At 30.1% G+C, this 23110-nt stretch carries 16 protein-coding genes and 1 pseudogene; 5 read left to right on the top strand and 12 right to left on the bottom strand.

The genetic code is table 11. The annotated features are described in order from the left end of the window. Positions 1-115: 115 nt before the first annotated feature. A complete protein-coding gene (locus CD129_RS01725) occupies positions 116-424 on the bottom strand; it encodes a metal-sulfur cluster assembly factor (RefSeq protein ID WP_037588867.1) in 309 nt (102 codons plus the stop codon). Positions 425-543: 119 nt separating this feature from the next. Here CD129_RS01725 and CD129_RS01720 point away from each other — a divergent pair. From CD129_RS01720 to CD129_RS01710, 3 genes and pseudogenes are all read left to right on the top strand, one after another. Further along, positions 544-1355 (top strand): annotated as a pseudogene (locus CD129_RS01720) (Cof-type HAD-IIB family hydrolase). 12 nt (positions 1356-1367) lie between these two features. Then, positions 1368-2213, top strand: a complete 846-nt coding sequence (locus tag CD129_RS01715) for a DegV family protein (protein ID WP_115337661.1) — start codon at positions 1368-1370, stop codon at positions 2211-2213. Between the two features lie 5 nt (positions 2214-2218). Beyond that, positions 2219-3550 (top strand): CoA-disulfide reductase, encoded by a 1332-nt coding sequence (locus CD129_RS01710; protein ID WP_078356671.1) that lies wholly within the window; start codon positions 2219-2221, stop codon positions 3548-3550. 307 nt (positions 3551-3857) lie between these two features. Here the strand turns inward: CD129_RS01710 and CD129_RS01705 are convergent, their stop codons facing one another. From CD129_RS01705 to CD129_RS01655, 11 genes are all read right to left on the bottom strand, one after another. Continuing rightward, positions 3858-5279, bottom strand: coding sequence for an alpha-amylase family protein (locus CD129_RS01705; protein ID WP_078356670.1), 1422 nt, complete (start codon positions 5277-5279; stop codon positions 3858-3860). A 155-nt stretch (positions 5280-5434) separates the two neighbouring features. Then, a complete protein-coding gene (locus CD129_RS01700) occupies positions 5435-5779 on the bottom strand; it encodes a YisL family protein (RefSeq protein WP_078356669.1) in 345 nt (114 codons plus the stop codon). 232 nt (positions 5780-6011) lie between these two features. After that, positions 6012-6917: a fumarylacetoacetate hydrolase family protein gene (locus CD129_RS01695; RefSeq protein ID WP_078356668.1), complete on the bottom strand. Its 906-nt coding sequence runs from the start codon at positions 6915-6917 to the stop codon at positions 6012-6014. Positions 6918-6993: 76 nt separating this feature from the next. After that, a complete protein-coding gene (locus CD129_RS01690; RefSeq protein ID WP_078356667.1) occupies positions 6994-8121 on the bottom strand; it encodes a DUF418 domain-containing protein in 1128 nt (375 codons plus the stop codon). Next, positions 8121-11762 carry a helicase-exonuclease AddAB subunit AddA gene (addA, locus tag CD129_RS01685; protein WP_174221882.1) on the bottom strand — a complete coding sequence of 1214 codons (3642 nt, stop codon included), beginning with the start codon at positions 11760-11762 and terminating at the stop codon, positions 8121-8123. The genes CD129_RS01690 and addA overlap by 1 nt, the downstream gene beginning before the upstream one ends. After that, a complete protein-coding gene (addB, locus tag CD129_RS01680) occupies positions 11759-15229 on the bottom strand; it encodes a helicase-exonuclease AddAB subunit AddB (protein WP_115337663.1) in 3471 nt (1156 codons plus the stop codon). Before addB ends, addA begins: the two co-directional genes overlap by 4 nt. A 96-nt stretch (positions 15230-15325) precedes the next feature. Beyond that, positions 15326-15892, bottom strand: coding sequence for a signal peptidase I (gene lepB / locus CD129_RS01675; RefSeq protein ID WP_078356664.1), 567 nt, complete (start codon positions 15890-15892; stop codon positions 15326-15328). 19 nt (positions 15893-15911) lie between these two features. Next, positions 15912-16442 (bottom strand): signal peptidase I, encoded by a 531-nt coding sequence (gene lepB / locus CD129_RS01670; RefSeq protein ID WP_107509616.1) that lies wholly within the window; start codon positions 16440-16442, stop codon positions 15912-15914. 2 nt (positions 16443-16444) lie between these two features. Further along, a complete protein-coding gene (locus CD129_RS01665) occupies positions 16445-17053 on the bottom strand; it encodes a TVP38/TMEM64 family protein (protein WP_078356662.1) in 609 nt (202 codons plus the stop codon). Positions 17054-17544: 491 nt separating this feature from the next. After that, on the bottom strand, positions 17545-18444 hold the full coding sequence (locus CD129_RS01660; protein ID WP_107510102.1) for a nuclease-related domain-containing protein: 900 nt from the start codon (positions 18442-18444) through the stop codon (positions 17545-17547). 94 nt (positions 18445-18538) lie between these two features. After that, the gene (locus CD129_RS01655) at positions 18539-19876 is read right to left on the bottom strand and encodes a glucose-6-phosphate isomerase (RefSeq protein WP_107510101.1); all 1338 of its coding nucleotides are present in this window, start codon (positions 19874-19876) and stop codon (positions 18539-18541) included. 212 nt (positions 19877-20088) lie between these two features. Here CD129_RS01655 and CD129_RS01650 point away from each other — a divergent pair, with 212 nt between their 5' ends. Both CD129_RS01650 and argH read left to right on the top strand, forming a co-directional pair. Further along, positions 20089-21291, top strand: coding sequence for an argininosuccinate synthase (locus CD129_RS01650; RefSeq protein WP_078357655.1), 1203 nt, complete (start codon positions 20089-20091; stop codon positions 21289-21291). Then, the gene (argH, locus tag CD129_RS01645; protein WP_107510100.1) at positions 21288-22661 is read left to right on the top strand and encodes an argininosuccinate lyase; all 1374 of its coding nucleotides are present in this window, start codon (positions 21288-21290) and stop codon (positions 22659-22661) included. Before CD129_RS01650 ends, argH begins: the two co-directional genes overlap by 4 nt. Positions 22662-23110 lie beyond the last annotated feature (449 nt).

Below are 23110 nucleotides of genomic sequence, written 5' to 3'. Positions count from 1 at the left end.
TTGATATCTATTTTAATATTTCTAGTCATAATAAAACTCCCTGCTAAGTTTTCACTATTTAAGTGTTTACTTAACAGGGAGCATATCATTTCTCCTAGGCTTTTTCTTTATTCTATTAGCTTACACCTAATGCAATTTTAGCGTATCGTGACATTTTGTCTTTGCCCCATGGTGGATTCCAGACAATATTTACTTCTGTTTCTTTAATTTCAGGTAATTCAGCTAATGCTGTTTTAACTTGATCTATAATTTGTGGCCCCATCGGACAACCCATTGAAGTTAATGTCATTTCTACTGTACATAATCCTTCGTCGTCTAAGTCTACATTATATACAAGACCTAAGTTAACTATGTCAATTCCTAGTTCTGGGTCAATTACATTTTCAAGTGCACCAATGATACTATCTTTCATTGCTTCTTCCATATTTTCACCTCATTCTAAAAGTTACTACATATAATATATCAAATTTAAAGCATTGGTTAAAGAAAATGATATGATATTATAGTATGTATCAAAAAGAAAATGACTAAGGAGTTATCGATATGGAAAAACATTTAATCTGTTTAGATTTAGATGGCACATTATTAAACGATGAAAAGCACATCTCACCTTATACAAAAAGAGTACTACAATATTTAAAAAAGCTGGTCATGAAATCATTATTTCAACTGGTAGACCATATCGAGCAAGTGTAGATTATTATAGAGCAATGGATATGAATACACCTATTATTAATTTTAACGGCGCATATATTCATCATCCGACTGACAATAGATTTGAACCTAAACATGAACAATTTGATGCACGTATAGCTTCTAAAATTTTTCAAGATATTAGCCAACTTAATGTTAAAAATATTATAGCAGAAGTAAGAGATCAAGTTTATATTAATAACTATGACCAAACATTATTTGAAGGTTTCAGCATGGGTAATCCTGAAATTAAATATGGTAAATTAAATGAGTTACTTACGGAATCACCTACAAGTTTATTGATTCAAGCAGAAGATGATGAAATTCCTAACATAAAAAAACATTTAAACAAACATTATGCTGAATTTATTGAACATCGTCGTTGGGGAGCACCATTTCCAGTTATTGAAATTGTTAAAAAGGGTATTAATAAAGGTAAAGCTGTGAAATATGTTGCTGAATATTTGAATGTAGATTTTGATAATATTATTGCATTTGGCGATGAAGATAATGACAATGAAATGATTCAATTTGCTAATTATGGAATTGCTATGGGTAATGCTATACCTGAACTTAAAGAAATAGCAAACGAAGTTACAGACACTAATAATAATGATGGTATCGGAAAATACTTAAACAAACATTTTGGACTAAATATGTAAGGGGTTATTCAAATGAAAATGATAGTAGACAGTGGATCAGATTTAACATTATCTCAAATTGAAAAATACGGATTCTACTTTTTACCTTATGGAATAGTCATCGACAATGAAAGTAAAGTTGATCAATATGAAATATCAAACGATGAAGTATTAGCTGCTATTAAAAATAATAAACACCCTAAGACTAACCAAGCAACTATGGAACAAATGGCTAAAGTATTCACTGAAATTGCTGAAAATAATGAACAAGCTATTTATTTAGCTTTTAGTAGTGCATTAAGTGGAACATATCAAACTGCTTGTCTAGTAAAAGAACAAGTTAAAGAGGATTATCCTAATCTTGATTTAACAATCTATGATACTTTAAGTGCTTCTATGGGATGTGGCAAGCTTATACTCGATGTACAAGATAAAATCGAACAGAATTATAGTTTCGAAGAATTAGATAAATATATTAAAAATAAACTAGATAAAATAAGACATTTATTCACAGTAAAAGACTTAAATTATTTAGCAAGTGGCGGTAGATTGTCTAAAGGTCAGGCATTTTTAGGTAATTTATTAAATATCAAACCGTTGCTACATGTAGAAGAAGGAAAACTCGTTCCAATCGAGAAATATCGTGGTTCAAAAAAACTATGGCATGCTATTATAGATAAAATGAAAAATGAAAATAGCGACTTTTCAAGTGAAACAATCTATATAACTCATGCTGATGATATCGAAGACGCTGAAAAACTAAAAGAATTAATGCACCAATCTTTATCACCAAAAGATGTTATTATTTCAGACATTGGTCCAGTTATTAGTTCTCATACAGGTAGTGGCACGGTAGCAATTTTTTATTATAAGGAGTGATAATATTGAATAAAATTATCGTTATTGGTGCAGTAGCTGGTGGTGCCACAGTTGCATCACAAATTAGACGACTTGATTCAGAAAGTGAAATTGTAGTATACGAGAAAGATAGAGATATGAGTTTCGCCAATTGCGGCCTACCCTATTATTTAGGAGATGTTGTAGAAGACAGAAATTTAATGCTATCTGCTACACCTCAAAAATTTCATGATAAAAAGAATATAACTGTAAAACCTTTTCATGAAGCTATTGCATTAAATGATAAAAATAAAACAATTACAGTAAAAAATCATCAAACTGGAGAAACTTTTGATGATCATTATGACACACTTATTTTAAGTCCTGGGTGTCGTGCAAGACACTTACCACTCCAATCTGATAGGTTATTTACTTTAAGAAACTTAGTTGATACTGATGAAATCGAAAGTTTTATCGTAAATGAAAATGTAAAATCTGCATTAATAGTTGGTGCCGGATATGTCAGTTTAGAAATTTTAGAAAATTTTTATGCTAGAGGTATAGAACCAACATTAATTCACAGAAGTGACCATATAAATAAAAGTATGGATAAAGATTTAAATAATGTCATTTTCGATGAGTTAGATAAAAGAAATATCAAATATAGATTAAATGAAGAAATTGCAGATATTTCAGACCGTAAAGTTACTTTTAAATCTGGTAACGTTGAAGAATATGACATTATCATCACAGGTGTTGGAATTGAGCCTAATAGTGACTGGTTAAAGTCATCATCACTACAATTAAATGAAAAAGGCTATATACCTGTCAATGAATATTTCGAAACAAATTTAGACAGTGTTTACGCTTTAGGTGATGTAATTGAAACATTTTATAGACATACAAAAAAACCTACAAGTATTACATTAGCTTGGGGAGCGCATAGAGCAGCAGCAATAATAGCTGAAAACCTTGCAGTGAAATCACCTAATGAAAAATCAGCTTTTCGTGGTCTACTTGGAACTAATATTGTACGAATATTTGATTACGCGTTAGGAAGCGTAGGCATATCAGAACAAGAATTGAAGGACTACAATTACGGTGTCGTTGAACAAATTCAAAAACAACATGCTGGGTATTATCCAAACGCAGAACCAATCACCTTACGTGTTTATTTCGATAAATCATCGCGTAAAATATTACGTGCATGTGCAGTAGGAAAAGACGGCGCAGATAAACGAATCGATATTTTATCAACTGCTATTATCGGTGAATTGACTATAGATGAAATGAGAGACATAGAAATTGCTTATGCCCCTCCTTTCTCAAGTCCAAAAGATATCGTCAATATGATTGGTTACAAAGCACAATCAAAATAAAAATAGATTAGAAAAGTCCAGGATATAAATATCTTAGAAAATTAAAAAGAGCAGAAATTTATTGTAAAAATTAAATTCTGCTCTTTTTTCTTATACAAATATTTCACACTTCTATAGGTTTTTGTGAACATAGATAATCATACTCACACTTCTACCTACTTGTGTAAATATAGATACCCATACTTACACTTCTACCAACTTGTGTGAACATAGATACCCTTGCTTACACTTCTACCAACTTGTGTGAATATAGATACTCTATAACTAAAAGGCTGAGACAATTTAATTGTCTCAGCCTTTTCTATGTTTAAGATTTATTTCTTTGTCTTTTGCTTCTTCTTGAAACAAGGAATATAAATAATCCGAATAATAATACCACTAAAATAGCTGCAATAAAGTAACTATTATTTAATCCTCGTTCGTTAATCACTGCATATAATTCACTTTCTTCTCTATCAGTGATTAAATCATATTGATTATTCTTTTTCTTTATATTATCTCCCAAAATTAACCCTGAGAGCATTTTGTTTTTTTCAATTACTTTGTCTGTTAACGTTACTTTTTTTGAATTACTTGAGTCATTAACATTCAATATATAATCAATCGTGTTCGTATCATAATAAAATACATTAGTTCCTTTATTATGAGGTAGAACTTTCACTTCTCCTTCAAATAATTCTTGATATTGTTTGAATGTATCTGAAATTTTTTCTAAATAATCAATTACTTCTTTATCGGTTCTGAAATTCTGTAGTTGATTTATCGTTTCGATATTAGAACCATTAACTGCTATTTCAGTACCATAATTCATCATTATAGGACCTTTATATCCCCACATATAAGTCATTAATTGTTTGATACGTGTTCCTGGAAACATATTTTCATCAGCTGCATGCTTAGTAAATCTTTCTGTAAACCATGTATCAGCTAAAAGTACCTCTCCATCTTCTTTATATGATGGAATGTTTGTATTTACCGTTTTAAACGCATCTTGAAGAGCAGTACGTTTCTTGTTAGTAGATAAATGTTTAAAGTTCTTGGCATCAATGCCGTCTTTGTTAATGATGCCATAAGTATCTATACCTTCAGGTAAAAATGCTTGAGCATCTATGCCATCCTGTACAATATTCATTGATATTCCATCAACTTCATATTGATCTATAAATTTTTTAACTTTAGATTTATAAATACCTTGGTTTTCATTATTTTTTAAATCTATAAATTTGTCATTTTTAAAATATGACTTTTGCACGCTATTTAAATCACCGTTAACTGATTGCTTAAATGTATCAGTATAAGTAGTAGGCATATCAACTATAATTTTCATGTCCTTTTTATGCACTTCTTTAATGAGTGATTTAAAAGCCTTTTCCCCACCTAATACTTTATCAATTTCATCGTAATTATTGACTTTATAGCCTAAAAAGTCATTTTGTTCGTGTGAAAAGACTGGAGAAATATGTACTGTGTTGAAGCCCATATCATGAATATAATCTAATTTAGATTTAATCCCTTGGAAATCTCCCCCAAGTGGTAAATTTTCAGATTTGTCATTGTTTTTAATCATTTTATTATTATCATTATTACCATTCATAAAACGATCGACAACTAGACTATATATTCTAGGATATTTCACATCTTCAAATTCCTTATCTTTCGCAAAAGCATAACCATTAAAAAGTGGTGCCATCAAAATTACTGCTATTACTAACTTTGTCCATTTATTCATATATTCAACCCTCTTTATTACCCAATTATCTCTATTATACTAAAACGTTTACTTTACTGATAGAACTACATGAAATTGTCATAAATTATTTCACATAAAAAAACATTCATAACTTTATTGAATAAAGTTATGAATGGATTTGTTAACGTTAGTAATTAACCAAAATGTAATACGCCCATTGGTAAATAACTACCTAATAAAATTGTTAATACCATAACAACTATTGTTGCAATGAAAAATCCTTGGCTATTTTTATTCTTTTTCTTCTTAGCAATTGTCATTTCAATTAATCCAATAACTGCAAGTCCAAGAATAAATTTGATGCCATATAACATACCATTAATACCCATGGCTTGTATAAAAATAACAAAACCAGAAATTAATGTAAGCACCATGAATAACCTTAATACCATATGAACTGATTTGTTTGTAACTTTCATATAAACTACGAAAAATAGAATAATCGTTACTAACCAGCTAAAAATATGGAAATGTATCATATTCAGTTCCCCCTAAATAATAATATTTGTTTTCCAATAGCATTATAACATATGCATTATTAGAATAAGCCTTTTTTTACATACCAAATAATCCTGTTTGCTTATATTTCACAATTTATTCAAAAGTTTATTAATATAACGACAAAAAGAAGATGAGTAAGAGACTGAAATCTAATTTATTCAAAAAGTTTCATTATCTCCAACTCATCAACTTAATATTCTACTAATACTATTATTTTTCGCTAATGAAAGTAGTTAAAGTACCTATTCCATCGATTGTTACTTTTACTTCATCTCCAGGTTGTAAAAATTGAGCTGGGTTCATACCCGCTCCAACTCCAGCTGGTGTACCTGTAGCGATAACATCTCCTGGATGTAAAGCAACATATTTAGAAATTTCAGCAATTAGTTCATCAATTTTTAATATCATTTCGTTAGTGTTACCATCTTGACGAATTTCATTGTTAACTTTTGTCACAATATTAACGTCTTCTGGTAAAGGTAATTCATCTTTTGTTACGATATAAGGTCCCATTGGGCAACCACCAGTTAATGATTTTGATAAAAATGCTTGATCATGTTCTTTTTGAGCATTTCTATCTGTAATATCATTGATAATTGTATAACCATATACGTAATCTAATGCTAGACCGCGTGGTATTTTCTCTCCTGATTTACCAATTACAACACCTAGTTCACCTTCATAATCTAATTTGTCAGTTACGTCTTTGTGATTAGGAATTGTTGCATTATCTCCTGTTAATGAAGATGCTGCTTTAGTAAATACATATAGTCTATTAACTTTATTATTTAATTCTTCAGCATGTTTTTTGTAATTACGACCAAAAGCTATAACATTATTTGTAGGTGTTACAGGTGGTAAAAATTCGATATCTTCGAAGCTATATTTATAATCGTCTTTTTCAGCAGTTTCTTCTACTTTGACTACTGCTTTACGAACTGCCTCTTGAAAGTCAACGTTAATATTAAATTGTAAGCCTTCTAGTAATGTTTTAGGATTGAATGCCTCTTCTCCAAAGTCTGCGAAAACTTTACGTAAGTCCCAAACTGCTTCTTCGCGTTTTACTTTCACACCATAAGAAGTAATATCTTTGTATTTAAAAGTTAAAAATTTCATCCACTCTGTCAGCTCCTTCTTGTTCTTATCCTTAATTATAACGAATTTTTTGATAAATCGCATTATTTTCAAACTATTATTTTAAATATGTCACTTTTCTCCACAATTTCTCTATTGGACCTTGTTTGAATTTCTTTAAATATAAATAACTCAATAACAATTGAACTAAATATATAACAATAGCAATTGTGTATATTGTGAGTACTGGTAATTTACCATAATAGTTCAGCCCAATACCATAGAAGATAAAGATACAAATTATACTTTGTGTTAAATAAGTCGTTAAACTTAATTTACCAATATATTGTAGCGGATTTAACACTTTTCTGGCTGTTGCATCTTCACATAGTAGTACAAAAAAGATAATATAACTTAGCGCAACAATTGGCCCACCAAGCAATTGACTAATTAATTGAGATGTCATTGATCCTTCTAAGACGATTTGAATCATTTTAATTGCTAATCCTAAAATAAAAATAACGAGACCAATTACTGTGTATAAATTTTTATGATTACGAATTTTATTCAACCAATTTATTTGATGTGCATATATTCCGAATAACATAATTGGTAATATACTAAAAGGACCAACTAAAATAGTATTTGCTACATTCATGCCAAAGTACTTCAAGTTAACACCTATAATTGATAAATAGTCTGCACTTGCTAATATATTATTGACTCTTTCTAATTCTTGTAACCCTACAAAATTTTCAACTTGAGTAGCATCTTGTAATAAAACCATAGGTAAAATATACAAAAGAATTAAAATACCAAAACCAATAGTTAGCGCAACTAACGAATGTTGTGGCTTTAGTCTCACGAAAATAATCGCAATAAATCCTAACAATGCATATGTAGCTAAAATATCACCGTAAAATATAAATATGCCATGGATCATTCCAATTAGTAATAAAAATGACAATCTTCTTATTATCATTGGATAATAATTCAGTTCTTTTTCTATACTATTTTGATACATTATGGATAAGCCATACCCAAATAAAAATGCAAATATTGGATAAAATGATGCAATAATAAAAAGTGAGCTTATTTTAAATAATGCACCATCTTGTTGTTGAAAAAATTCAAATGGATTGATGATTTGATATGGAAAAGCAAATGTTAAGATGTTCATAAGTAATATGCCTAATAAACTAAATCCTCTTAATGCATCAATACTAAATATTCTTTGTTTTGCCATTAATTATTCTCCTTGATGTGTTTCGTGCCATATTGAAAGAAATATAAATACCCTTCAACTGGTTGTTGTAAAATTGTTTCCAAAGTATTTTTATAATATTGCATTTGTACTTCGTATTTTTGCTTCATTGTTTCTGCCACTTCTTCTTCAGTCTTACCTCTTCGTACAATAAATGTATCTGTTTTATAATCGATGAAAGAAACTTTATCTCCTTCAACAAATATACAGTCAATCATCCCTTGAATGATAGGTTTATTGTCATCCTCAGAAACATTAAAAGTTAATCCTTGATCAATATCATCTTGACCAACTACGAAAGGCACTTCTCTAAACACTTTATCAGCATTTACTAATCGAGTATATAAGTCTGATTGAATAAATCCTTGAATAAGTGATAAGTCGATATCATCTAACGTGTCATCTGGTAAAATGTCCTTCTCTATGAGTTCATTCACAAGATCTTTTAGTTGGTCAATATTTAAGCCACCGCTTTTCAAAGGGAGATGTTGCATCACTGCATGCATTAAAGTACCTATTTCAGCACTTTGTCTCTTTTGATTAGATAAGAACTTAGGTTTGTCATATGATTTTGTACCTAGCTGATATTGTCTTACGATTTGATAATCTGTTCCCGCTTCTTCAGTTTCTCGCTGTCTCTTAATTTCTGATACTGACTGTTTTGCTGCTATATTTAATAGGCTCTCATTAGGATATGAGTACACCATTTGATTGTATATCTCATCTTTTTTATCTGATGGTTTATAATTTAATAGTGTTTCAATAGTAGGTTTGTCATTTAATACATCATCTTCTTCATTGCTTTCTTCTTCTCTAATGATATTGATATTGAATGATTCATTATGAGTTGAATTAAATGTAATTGCATTTGATAAGCCATGAGATTTTGACTTAGACAAAATAGTAGAAATGAGATCAAATGCTGATTTAGCTTTCACTCTATATTCAGGATCAATCATTTCAAATTTATCTGCATTTACTAATCCTAAATTTTCGACTGCTTTTTCATTTTTAACTCGACCAACTAGATATAAACCTTCTTTAGCTCTTGTTAGTGCGACGTAAATTAAACGCATTTCCTCAGATATCATTTCAGTTTCATTTATATTTTTAAAGATAATAGACGCTAACGTTGGGTATGTTAATGCCTTATCAATATTAAAATAAGATAAAGCCATACCATAGCGATTGTTTAATATAACATGATTTCTTAAATCTGCACGATTAAATTCTCTTGTAATACCAGAATATATAACAAATGGAAACTCTAATCCTTTACTACTATGAATTGTCATCATACGTACGACATCATCATTCGGACCAATAACACTTTCTTGACCAAAATCTTGGCCACGTTCTATTAACTCATCTATAAACCTTATAAATTGAAAAATCCCTCGTAAACTAGACGCTTCAAACTGAATTGCTTTATTTAATAATCCGTATAAATTTTGTCTTCTTTGTACGCCACCAGTAAGTCCACTGAAATAAGAAATTAAATAGTAATCGTTGTATAATTTATCTAGCAATTGCCAAACAGGAACAGCCTTACTATAAGACTGGTAACTTTTCAGTTGTTTTAAGAAATTATTAAGCTTTTCAACTAGTTGTGTATCTGCTTCAGAATCAGCTATATATTTATATATTGAATCGAAATAATAAATTTCTTGTGGTGCTTTATTTCTAATTTCTGCTAACTCATCTTCTTTAAATTGAAAAGCAATTGAACGCATTAAACCTACTAAATATTTATCTTGTAAAGGATTATCGATAACTCGTAAAAATGAAAGCATTAAGCGAATTTCATTTTGTTCGAAATAACCTTTCTTCGATTCGACATAAAAAGGTATATTGGCATCTTTAAATTGTTGCTGTAAATGCATTGCGTTACTATAACTTCTTTCCAAAATGACAATATCTTTAAAAGTGGCCGGACGATAGCTTTGTGTTTTTCTATCATATACTTGTTTATTATCAAGAATATGTTGAACTTTATCTACGATACATTTCGCTTCTATAAGATTATTGTCTTCCTCTTCAAATGAATCTTGAACTAAAACATCCATTTCTAATGGTGTGTTTTGCTCATCATAATCAGCGCCATAATACAATTTGGCTTCATCATTATATTCAATTTCACCAACAGTTTCATCCATCATGTGTGTGAATATATAATTCGTATTATCTAATACTTCTCTTCTAGATCTAAAGTTTTTAGATAAATCGATGACTTCTCCTGATTCATGCTTTGCCTGATTAAAGCGTTTATATTTTTCTATAAATAATTCTGGTTCTGCTTGTCTAAATTTATAAATGGATTGTTTTACATCTCCAACCATAAATAAATTACCATTATATTCTTCACCACGTTTAATGCAGCTTATAATTGCTTCTTGTACTCTGTTAGTATCTTGATATTCATCTACTAATATTTCATCGAATAACTCTCTATATTGGAGTGCAATCTCTGATGGTTTACCTTCATCATCAGTTAAAATTTCTAAAGCTAAATGTTCATAATCAGAAAAATCGATAATACGTTTATTCTGTTTTAAACTTTTGAAATACTTAATGATGTCTTTTGTAATGTCAGCAATTACCCTTACTCTTGGATGCATCTCATGCATATCTTGAACTAACTCTTCTCTATCACGACTTAAATAACCTTCTGATAACGCTTTTAAATGGTCAATATAATCTTTATGATAATTCTTTCCAAGTTCTAATAACTGCTCGTCACCTTCATTTTGACTTTTAATTTTGGCAGTATTAGTTGGCAATTTTTTTAAAGCGACATCTAGATGGAGATTATCAAGTGATTTAGTTCCATTTATAACTTGTTCAATCCAAATTCTTTCACCTTCAAGATAAGTCATATGCTTGTCGACGTCATTCAAATGTTGATAACAATCCAATGATTGATATAAAGCATGCATAGCACTATCTAATTTACGATTGATTAATTGATTCAACATATTGAAATATGGATGTTTTATATCTATCTCTTTATATGGTTTATCTAAATGATCTAACCAGGCAATTGGATTGGCATGTGCAATACTAAATCGATATAACCGTTTCAGAGTATCTCTTAATGGCTCATCAGATCGGTCGTTTGACAAATGTTCAACTATATCTAAAAACGGTTGTTCATTTTTTTCATAATACATTTCTAATACATCATCAATTGCTTGTTCTAAAAGTACGATACCTTCTACTTCATTTGCTGTTCTAAAGTTTGGATCTATATCTATTTCATCATAATGTGATTTAATTAATGATAAACAAAAACTGTGAAGTGTAGATATATGTGCTTGATGAATTTTTATTCTTTGGGATTTTAAATGTTCATCTTCAGGATGTTTTAAACTTTCTTGTTGAATAGCAGCATTCACTCTTGCTTTCATTTCTCTAGCACTCGCATTCGTAAATGTTACAACAAGTAATTTATTCACATCTTGTTTATTACGCATGATTTTTTGAATAATACGCTCAACTAATACAGCAGTTTTACCGCTTCCTGCAGCTGCAGCAACTAGAATATCTCTTCCTTCAGTATAAATAGCTTTCCACTGATCGTCTGTCCATTGTGCATCAAATGGCTTAACAGGTAATGACATTATTCTTCTTCCTCCTCTCTTAACATATTAATCAATTCATCTTTACTTAAAGTATGGTCTATTTCTCTATATTGGTCAGTATCTGTAATAGGATCAATATGACATACTGACTTATATTCACAAAATTGACAAGGTAGTTTCTTTTGATATCTCATAGGTGTAACTTCTGTATGACCATCCATAATTTGTGTAGCCGTTTCAACAAAATTATTTCTATTTTTGTTCATTAATTTATAGAATAAATCTTCGTCCAATGCTTTACTATAGCTGTATAAATCTCCATTTTTCTTTCTTGCAACTGGTATCATATCCGATTTAAGTTGTTCATTTAATTTATCATCTAGTGCATCTACTACTTCAGGATTTTTGTTAACATAACCATCCATTTTAAACTTTTCAATTGTATGTTGATATATATCATCAGTTTCAGGAATTTCTCCCCAGCTTTTTGCTTTTATTTCTGGCTCATGTACATGGAAGTATAATAGTGCCCCTGGCGACACTTCATCTTGTAGATTTAAAATTGTCTTGTTTTGTAATACAACATCTAGATAAGTAAACATTTGCATTTGCATTCCGTACATAACTTTTGTTAAATCTAGATTGGTTTCAGACGATTTATAGTCAATTATTGAAACATAGTCTTTATCTTTTCCTTTATAAACGTCTAATCTATCTATTTGCCCTCTTATATTAATCGGTATTTGACGTTTAGTCGCAAGCGGCGTTGTTTTCAATTGATGCTTAGATGTAGCACCAAAATTCAATTCAAATTGATAGGCTTTAAATTTTGAATGACCTGTTTGATATTTCATTGCTTCTAATGTTGATTTAAGTATATTTTGTATTCTTAATTTTAAATATCTGTAGTGTGCTGTTCGGTGTAATACATCAAACTGAATTTTAGGCAAACTTTCATCAATGGCTTCATTAATTAATTTTGTCATCGTTTGAGCTGACAATTTACTAAAATCTCCGTTAACCTCATCAGATATATATTTTAAAGTTTGATGGAATATATTACCAATATCTACACTCTGAATTTGATATTTAGATCGTTCGTTCAACCTTAATCCATGTGATACATAATGTTTAAATGGGCATTGATTGTATGTTTCAAATCTTGAAACACTTGCGTTTATTTTTTTACCATATAATTGTTCTGATACTTCTGTATTAAGCTGAACTGTGTCGTTTTTATAAGTTAAAGCTGATGTTAAAAATTGAATTGTATTGTCTAAATAATGTATATCTTGAGCTGCATAGTAAGCATCTAACCAAATATCATTAACGATTTCATCATTTAACCAATCGTTTAAGTGTTCAAATATATGCATTTGACTTTGATGTTCATGTTCTAATAGTTGGATAGGATTATTCTCAATACTTGATTTAAGTGATTTAACTTCTAAATTTGTAAATAATGATTGAATTGTATTGATAAATGGACTTTTTTCTCTTACTTCTCCACTGTCAGACATAAGGCTATACGTAAATACGACCTCTCTTTTAGCACGTGTCATCGCAATATAACATACAAACGCTTCATCCATTTGTAAAATATCACTAGTCGGACTGAGTTCCAATCCACTTGTTTCTGCCAATTCCTTTTTCTCATCATCTGTAAGTAAAAGCATTTGATTGGATACACTTGGTAAAACACCATCGTTCATACCTAATAAAAATACTGTTTCTTTATTATCTACTTTAGCTAAATCCATATTACCAACTGTTACTTCGTCTAATGTTTGAGGTATCATTGAAAATTCTAATTCATCTAAACCACGATCAAGAATTTCAATATACTCATTAAGTGATAAAGTAACATCTCCTAATACTTCTACAATGTCATCAAATATTCGAATTGTACCTTCCCACACTTGGTCTATTTGTTCAGCTTCTTCAAATTGACTCTTTATTTCTAACTCATCTCTCATCGTCATTAGATGAGTTGGTAATTCAAATTTCTCTATCACTTCATATAATCTAACCGTAAAGTCTTCAACTGTTTTACTTTCAGATAAAGCATTGTTTAACTTTTCAATTCGACTAACTATATAATCTTTTAAGTTGATTACACTTTTAATTGTATTAATATCTTCTTCAACAAAAGTATCTTCTTCTTTTCTCAACGATTTTTTTCCTAATTTTTCAAATGATTCAATAGTGAAAAATTCTGGATTAGTCCATCTTTTACCTGATATACCTCTTTCAAAAGCATAATTCTCAAGAATATCAATTAAATAAGAATCGTTTGGTATATGACTCGTTAATATACCTGTTTTCAGCATTCTCATGACAGGTTCAAATCTCCAACCTGATTGAATCACTTCTAACATTGACCTTAAACATTCTATAAAAGGATGATATGCCATTTTCTTTTTAGCATCATGATTAAAAGCAATATTAAAATGAGGTAAAACTGTTTCAATTAGCTGTTCATAGTTCGGATCACGATAAAGTATGGCAATATCTTTAAATGATAAATTGTCTTCACGAGATCGTCTCAAGATTTCTCTAGCTACATATTGAACTTCTTCTCTCATGTTTGATGCTTCAATAACCTTTAAATTTTTACTATCAATTTTGTTTGGTAATAACGCATCAAACTGACTTTCTAAATGTTTTAAGTCTTGGTTATTGTTAAATCTTGTAGCATTACTAAAATGCTTTTTATTTATTGTAGTATGTAATGATTGCGCAACTTCTTCTATATGACTTAATGTTTCAGAAGTCTTTCTAAATAAACTAAACGGATCTTTATCCCCGTCGGTCGTTAATCCAATCGTTACAGACCTACTGTATTTTACAAGTGTTTCAATAACACGATATTCTAAAGTTGAAAAGTTATGGAATCCATCAATATAAATATCAGCTTGTTTGATATAATCAGAATTTGGAATTTTCTCTATTAATTTGTACAATACATCTTCAGCTTGCACATAGCGACCATCGAGTTGCCCTTCTAATGCTTTATAAATCGTTTCAATATCACTTAATTTATCTTTCATTCTTTTTGGTATATTATCATTATTTTCAATATATACTGAGATATCTTCTGGTTGTACATTATATTTTTTGAAATCTTTAATTTCATTCATCATTTTATGACTAAATCCATAATGTTGAATTGTAGATTGATATAAATTTAATTGTTGTTTGTGTGTATGTAATAAATGATAAGTAAGCATTTCTAATGCCTCATCAGATATTTGCTGTTCTATTAAACCGCCCTCATCACTCAAGACTCTCCAGCTTAGTCTTTCGAAGCCAAATACTGAGGTTCTTATACTTCCTTTTAATTTTGGATTTCGAACAAATGCTTGTTCATATTGGAACGTATTTTGAGTAGGTGTTAAAAAGATAATTGGGTCACCTAATGGGTTCTCTATCATAGCTTCTGTCATTTGTTCAATCATTTGTTTAGTTTTTCCGGTGCCACTTCGACCAGTCCATACATTTAGTTGCATTAATTCGACCTCCTTGGCAATTTCTCATGTATATATTTTAACATAAAAAGAACACCTCACTTAATTTTAAGTGAGGTGTTCAACCTATTTATATTACTAATTTGTAGATGGGTCAAAATCATAATGGAATTGATTGATTGGCCAGAATCTAAGTGCTACTTCACCGACAATGACATCTTCATTAATTAGTCCAAATGAACGGCCATCTTTACTTACTTCACGATTATCTCCAAGTACTAGATACTCACCTTTTGGAATTTTATTAACGCCGTTTGAATTAACGAGGTCTTTAACTTCAAAATTCTCAGTTAGTAAATCACGAGATTTATTTGCTTTATTTGCTTTTAAGTATTCTTCTGGTACTTTTTTATCATTTACATATAATTGATCATTATCATACTTTACTGTATCACCTGGTTTACCGATAACACGCTTTACGTAATCATCATTTTCATTTGCATGAAATACAATGACATCTCCGTTATCAATATTTCCAACTTTGTATCCAATTTTATTTACAATTACTTTTTCACCATTTTTTAAAGTTGGATGCATCGAATCACCAGAAACTGTATAAGTTACAAATAAGAATTTCTGTATTAATAATACACATACAACTGCGACTGCAATTGCTACGACCCATTCAAATATCTCTTTTTTCAAAAATGCCACCTCATTATTATTATTTATCGAAATTTACATCTATTTTATCAAATGGATAATATCTTAAATTAACTTCTCCAACAATATCTTTCTCGTGAACAAACCCAATTTCTCTTGAGTCCCTACTATTACCGCGATTATCTCCTAATACTAAGTATTCATTGTTAGGAATAACGTCACTTTTAGAACCTTGAATTGTTCTAGTACTGAAATCATCCGTTTTTATATTATCATTTAAATAACGCTCGTTAACTTGTGTACCATTAATATACAATTTGTTGTTTTTCATTTCAACAGTGTCACCTGGTAAACCAATTACTCTTTTTATAAAGTCAGACTCTTTATTAGCATGAAAAACAATAACATCTCCATTATCTATCTGTCCAATATTTTTAACAAGTTTGTTAACAATTAATCTGTCTTCATCGTGGAAAGTTGGCTCCATTGAATCACCATCAACAATATAACCTATAAATAAAAAAGTTCTCACTATAAATAATAATACTAACGCGATAATAATTGCAATTGCCCATTCGAATAATTTTTTCATCGCTAACTCCTGTTTTTCAATCGTTTGTCAAAATATTTTTCAAATCCTTTACCTACTAACCATAGCATAAATATAATCACGAATACTATTATACTCTTTTTAGGACTTTCAAAAAAGGAATTTATGTCTGCCCCGATGAAACTCAAAGTAAATATCATAATCGCTTTTGATAAAATCAATGCTATTAAATACACTTGCTTACTAATATTTGAAAAAGCACTCACCATATTTACTAATGCACCAGGTGTGAATGGGAAACATAGTAAAATAAACAATGGACCAAACCCGTGATCATCAATCCAGTGAATAAACTTTACAACTCTTGGTTGTTCAACAATTTTTTTCATAAATGGCTTTTTAGAAATTAATCTTAAAAATAAAAAGACAAGGTAACTTCCCGCAACAGTTCCAGCCCACGAAATTATAAATCCTAAAAATAAACCATATGCATTTACATTAGCTATAACGAACAAAATAATAGGTAAAAATGGAATAAATGCTTCAATAAATGGTAATAAAAACGCAATAAATATCCCGAAAGATCTAAACGTTTCAATTAATTCAGTAATATTTTCATAAGTGAACCAATTTATAATGTCTTGAAATAACATGTCATGCAACTTCCTTCTTAAATTTATATTAATTATATCTATAAAAGTGTAAATAGAAAAGTAAATTGACATCGTATAAAAGTCGTAGATAAGTTGTAATGAAAGTTTTAGTGGATTTATTGGATAAATTAATATTTGAAGTTTATAGAGTTGTCGTATGGCGCTATGATGATAATTAGGATTATTCCAGGTCGATAAATTTTTTTATCGGCCTGTATTTCGCGTTTTCGGACCGCTATTTTATTTTATCGGTCCGTATTTCGCGTTTTCGGACCGTTATTTTATTTTATCGGTCCGTATTTTGTGTTTCTGGACCGTTAATTTATTTTATCGGTCCGTATTTCCTGTTTCTGGACCGTTAATTATTTTTATCGGTCCGTATTTCCTGTTTCTGGACCGTTAATTTATTTTATCGGTCCGTATTTCCTGTTTCTGGACCGTTAATTTATTTTATCGGTCCATATTTCTCATTTCAAAATACTTTTCATTCACTAATCATAATACTTAGTACTTTTTCCAGTTCCAATTCTTTTAAAATTATTATATAAAACCCTTTTGATAGAACTTCTATAAACACCTGTCCATTCTTCTGCTTCTTTGACTGAAAAAGGTGCATCTTTCAATAAATATAATTCTTTTAATGATTTTATAATAATATCACTTCTCATCAATACGGTACCACAATGGTTGCAGTTTAAATATTTTCGTTTATTATAAATCAACTCTGTTTGCAACATCTTCCGACATTTTGTACATCTTACCCCTCCATTTATCTCATCAAACTGTATTTTTTGAAAATGTTTATTGTTGGTTAAAAATGGCTGGTGTAGTGATTTCAACTTGTCATAAATCAATTTATTGTGATCATATTTGAAGTTATTTGATACCATTTCTTTTAATTTGTACAACTCGCTATTCACTAAAATATCCACTTTAGATCTTAAATCACCATGTAATGTAAATGTTGGATGTATAAATACAATATAACTTTTCACCCTTCTATTTATATTATATTTCTGAATAACTCTTTTTAATCCATCATGTGCTACTTCAAATTGATTAATCAGATCTTTTGCTACATAACCAGAACTTCTATATAACTTTTGGTTGTCATAGTAATAGTCTCCTGTGAAATTTTTAATTTCAAATTGAATGATTTCATCATCAGTTACCACTAAGAAATCAAATTGAATTTGGTTATAATTTTTAATTTGTAAATCATATATCCACCATAGACCTTCTATTTCATTTAGAAGGCTAGCAAATTGCTTTTCTCCTTCGAAACCTTGTTTAATGACTTGGTATTGTTCATCTAATTCTTTTGGAAAATCTTCCACCCTTTCTTTAACCGCTTCAACATAATCAATGAATAAATTGTTAATCAACTTCAAAAATTTTTCACCTCATATTTTCAAAATTTCACTTACAAATCAAAAAAAGCCCTCCGAATAAAAATTCGGGGACTTTTTTAAAATCATTCTCATATTATAGTCTATCTTCTAATTCTTTTTTCAAATCTTCAAATCCTGGTTTACCAAGTAGAGCAAACATATTTTGTTTATATGCTTCAACTCCTGGTTGGTTGAATGGATTAACGCCTAGTAAGTATCCACTCATAGCACAAGCCAACTCGAAGAAGTATACAACATAACCGAATGTATATGCATCTAATTGAGGTACTTTAACAACTAAGTTTGGTACGCCACCATCTGTATGAGCTAATAGTGTACCTTGGAATGCTTTAGTGTTAACAAAATCAACAGTTTCACCTGCTAAGAAGTTCAAACCATCTAAATCGTCTTTATCCTCTTCTATTGTAATATCATGTTTAGGGCTCTCAACTTTAACAACTGTTTCAAATAAGAAACGACGTCCTTCTTGTACATATTGTCCTAATGAGTGAAGGTCAGATGTAAAGTTTGCACTTGAAGGATAAATACCTTTATAGTCTTTACCTTCTGATTCACCGAATAGTTGTTTCCACCATTCACTAAAGTATTGTAATGCAGGCTCATAGTTAATTAACATTTCAGTTGAATAACCTTTTGCATAAAGAATATTACGGATTGCTGCATATTGATATGCAATATTTTCTTCAAGTTCAGATGATGATAAATCTTCACGTGCTGCAGCAGCACCATTCATCATTTCTTGAATATCTACACCACTTGCTGCAATTGGTAGTAATCCTACAGCTGTTAATACTGAATATCTACCACCTACGTCATCTGGCACTACAAATGTTTCGTAACCTTCTCCAGTAGCTAAATCTTTTAAAGCACCTTTTTCTTTATCTGTAGTAGCAAAGATACGATTTTTAGCTTCATCTTTACCATATTTTTCTTCTAAAATTTTCTTGAAAATTCTAAATGCTACAGCTGGTTCAGTCGTTGTACCTGATTTAGAAATAACATTAATAGAGAAATCTTTACCATCTATATATTCAATTAAATCATGTACATATGATGATGATAAATGATGTCCAACAAATATAATCTGAGGATTCTCACCTTTTTCGTAGTTAGCAAATGTTGAATTCAACATCTCTACTGCAGCACGTGCACCTAAATAAGAACCACCAATACCGATAACAAGTAATACTTCTGATTGTTCTTTAATACGTTTAGAAGCTGATAAGATTCGATCAAATTCTTCTTTATCGTAATCAACAGGTAAATCAACCCATCCTAAAAAGTCACTACCTGCTCCTGTTTTTTCATGTATAACATGATGTATATTCTTTACTAAATCTCTTGATTGGTCTAGTTCATGTTCACCAAAAAACGTTAATGCTTTTTTATAATCAAATTGAATATGTGACATAGTATCCTCCTATTGAATTCATAGTTAATTTAAACAACGTCTTTATTTTACTCTAGTTTTCATAGGCTTTCAATTGAAATGTAACGATATACTTTGTAATGCATAAATATTTAATAAAACTATTGAAAATACAAAATCAATATGGTATCGTATTTTTATCGATTAAATATACAAGATATTAAATATTAATACAAAAGGGAGCGATTTAAGTTATGTCTAATAAAGTAGTTTTAGCTTACTCAGGTGGTTTAGATACAAGTGTTGCAGTAAAATGGTTAATAGAAAAAGGTTATTCAATAGTTGCATGTTGTTTAGATGTTGGTGAAGGTAAAGACTTAGACCTTGTACAACAAAAAGCATTCGATATGGGCGCAGAACAATCATATGTCATTGACGCTACTAAAGAATTTAGCGAAGATTTTGTTGGTTATGCAATTAAAGGTAATACAATGTATGAAGGAACATATCCTTTAGTATCTGCATTAAGTAGACCTCTTATTTCCAAAAAATTAGTAGAAATAGCTCAAGCTGAAGACGCTATTGCTATCGCACATGGTTGTACTGGTAAAGGTAATGACCAAGTACGTTTTGAAGTTGCTATTAAATCATTAGCACCACATATTAAAGTATTAGCACCAGTTCGTGAATGGTCTTGGAGTCGTGAGGAAGAAATTGATTATGCAAAAAAACATAATATCCCTATTCCTATCAATTTAGACTCTCCTTATTCAATTGACCAAAATTTATGGGGTCGTAGTAATGAATGTGGTATTTTAGAAGATCCATTCGCAACACCACCAGAAGATGCATATGATTTAACTAATCCAATAGAAGAAACTCCGGATACACCAGAAGAACTTGAAATTGTTTTTGAAAATGGATTACCTACTTCAATAAATAATAAGTCGTATCCATTAGATCAACTCATTTTAAATTTAAATGAAATTGCTGGTTTACATGGTATCGGAAGAATTGACCATGTAGAAAATCGTCTAGTTGGAATTAAATCTCGTGAAGTGTACGAAACACCTGGTGCAAAAGTAATTATGGAAGCACATAAAGCTTTAGAAACGATTACTTTAACTAAAGATGTTGCACATTTCAAACCAGTTATCGAAAAACAATTATCAGAACAAATTTATAATGGCTTATGGTTCTCACCTTTAACTGAGAGCTTAAAACAATTTATTGATTCTACTCAAACTCAAGTAACTGGTACAGTACGTGTTAAACTATTCAAAGGAAATGTTATTGTAAATGGACGTAAATCTCCATTTAGTTTATATAATGAAGAACTTGCAACATATACTAAAGAAGATGCATTTAATCAAGAAGCTGCAGTAGGATTTATCGAAATCTTTGGCTTACCTACAAAAGTTAAAGCATTATTAGAAACAGAGGGTGTTTTAAAATGACAAAAAAAGCATGGGGTGGAAGATTCGAGTCTAACCCTGAATCATGGGTAGATGCATTCAATGCATCTATCCATTTTGATAAAAATTTGATTGATCAAGATATACAAGGCAGTATTGCGCACGCAACAATGCTTGCTGAACAAAATATTATTCAAAATGATGAAGCTGAATTAATTATTCAAGGTTTAAAAGAAATAAAACAAGATTATTACAACAATAATTTAGAACTATCAGAATCATTAGAAGACATTCATTTAAACGTTGAACACGCATTAATTCAAAAAATTGGTCAAGTCGGTGGAAAGCTACATACAGGTAGAAGTAGAAATGATCAAGTTGCAACTGACATGCATCTTTATACAAAGGAAAATGTCCAAGAAATTATTAAACTTGTTGAAGCTTTACAAAAATCTATCATCACCATTGCAGATGATCATATTCATACAATTATGCCGGGCTATACACACCTTCAAAGAGCGCAACCAATATCGTTTGCTCACCATATAATGACCTATTTTTGGATGTTAGAACGTGATAAATCAAGATTTAATGACAGCATTAAAAGGATTGATATTAATCCACTTGGTGCAGCAGCATTAAGTGGCACTACACATCCAATAGATAGACATCGTACACAAGAACTTCTAGGTTTCAGTAGTTTGTATGAAAATAGTCTTGATGCTGTAAGTGACCGTGATTACATTGTTGAAACATTGCATAACATTTCATTAACGATGGTCCATTTATCAAGATTTGCTGAAGAAATCATATTTTGGTCTACAGATGAAGCTAAGTTCGTAACTTTATCAGATAGCTTTTCAACAGGATCTTCTATCATGCCACAAAAGAAAAATCCAGATATGGCAGAATTGATTAGAGGTAAAGTAGGAAGAACAACTGGTTACTTAATGAGTATGTTAGTTACTTTAAAAGGACTACCTTTAGCCTATAACAAGGATATGCAAGAAGATAAAGAAGGATTGTTTGATGCTATTCATACTATTAAAGGATCTTTACGTATATTTGAAGGTATGATTACATCAATGCAAGTCAATAAAGATCGTTTAAATGAAACAGTTCATAAAGACTTTTCAAATGCGACAGAATTGGCAGATTACTTAGTAGAACAAAATATACCATTTAGAGAAGCACACGAAATTGTAGGTAAAATCGTATTATGGTGTATACAAAATGGAAAATATTTATTAGATGTACCTTTAGAACAGTATCAATCATATAACAATAAAATCGAATCCAATGTATATGATTATTTAAAACCTGAAAATTGCTTAAGCCGTAGAAAAAGTTATGGTTCAACAGGACAAGAGTCCGTACAACATCAGATTAATGTAGCTAAAGAACTTATTTAAAATAAAATTATTATTCCAGAGGCTGGGACAATTAAATTGTCTCAGCCTCCATTTTGTAGTCAAATCCGCTTTTACTGTATCTCTTATCAGCAATTTTACCTAAATCTGCTTTTAATACACCTCTTATCAGCTATTTTACCTAGTATTGCTTTTAATGAACCCCTTATCAGCTATTTTACTGAGAATTGCTTTTAACGCACCCCTTATCAGCAATTTCACCTAGTATTGCTTTTAATGGACCTCTTATCAGCTATTTTACTGAGAATTGCTTTTAACGCACCCCTTATCAGCTATTTTACCTAGTATTGCTTTTAATGGACCTCTTATCAGCAATTTTACCTAAATCTGCTTTTAACGCAGAATATGTCCATATAATTGTGTAATAAAATAAGAGCCATATATAGCTCACTTTAGTACAATGTAATCGACTAAGAAAAAATTGTAGAGGT

The sequence above is a fragment of the Mammaliicoccus fleurettii genome (genome assembly GCF_003970575.1).
Lineage (GTDB): Bacteria > Bacillota > Bacilli > Staphylococcales > Staphylococcaceae > Mammaliicoccus > Mammaliicoccus fleurettii.
The sequence above is the reverse complement of the archived record's forward strand: the minus strand, read 5'-3'. Positions and strand labels throughout refer to the sequence as shown.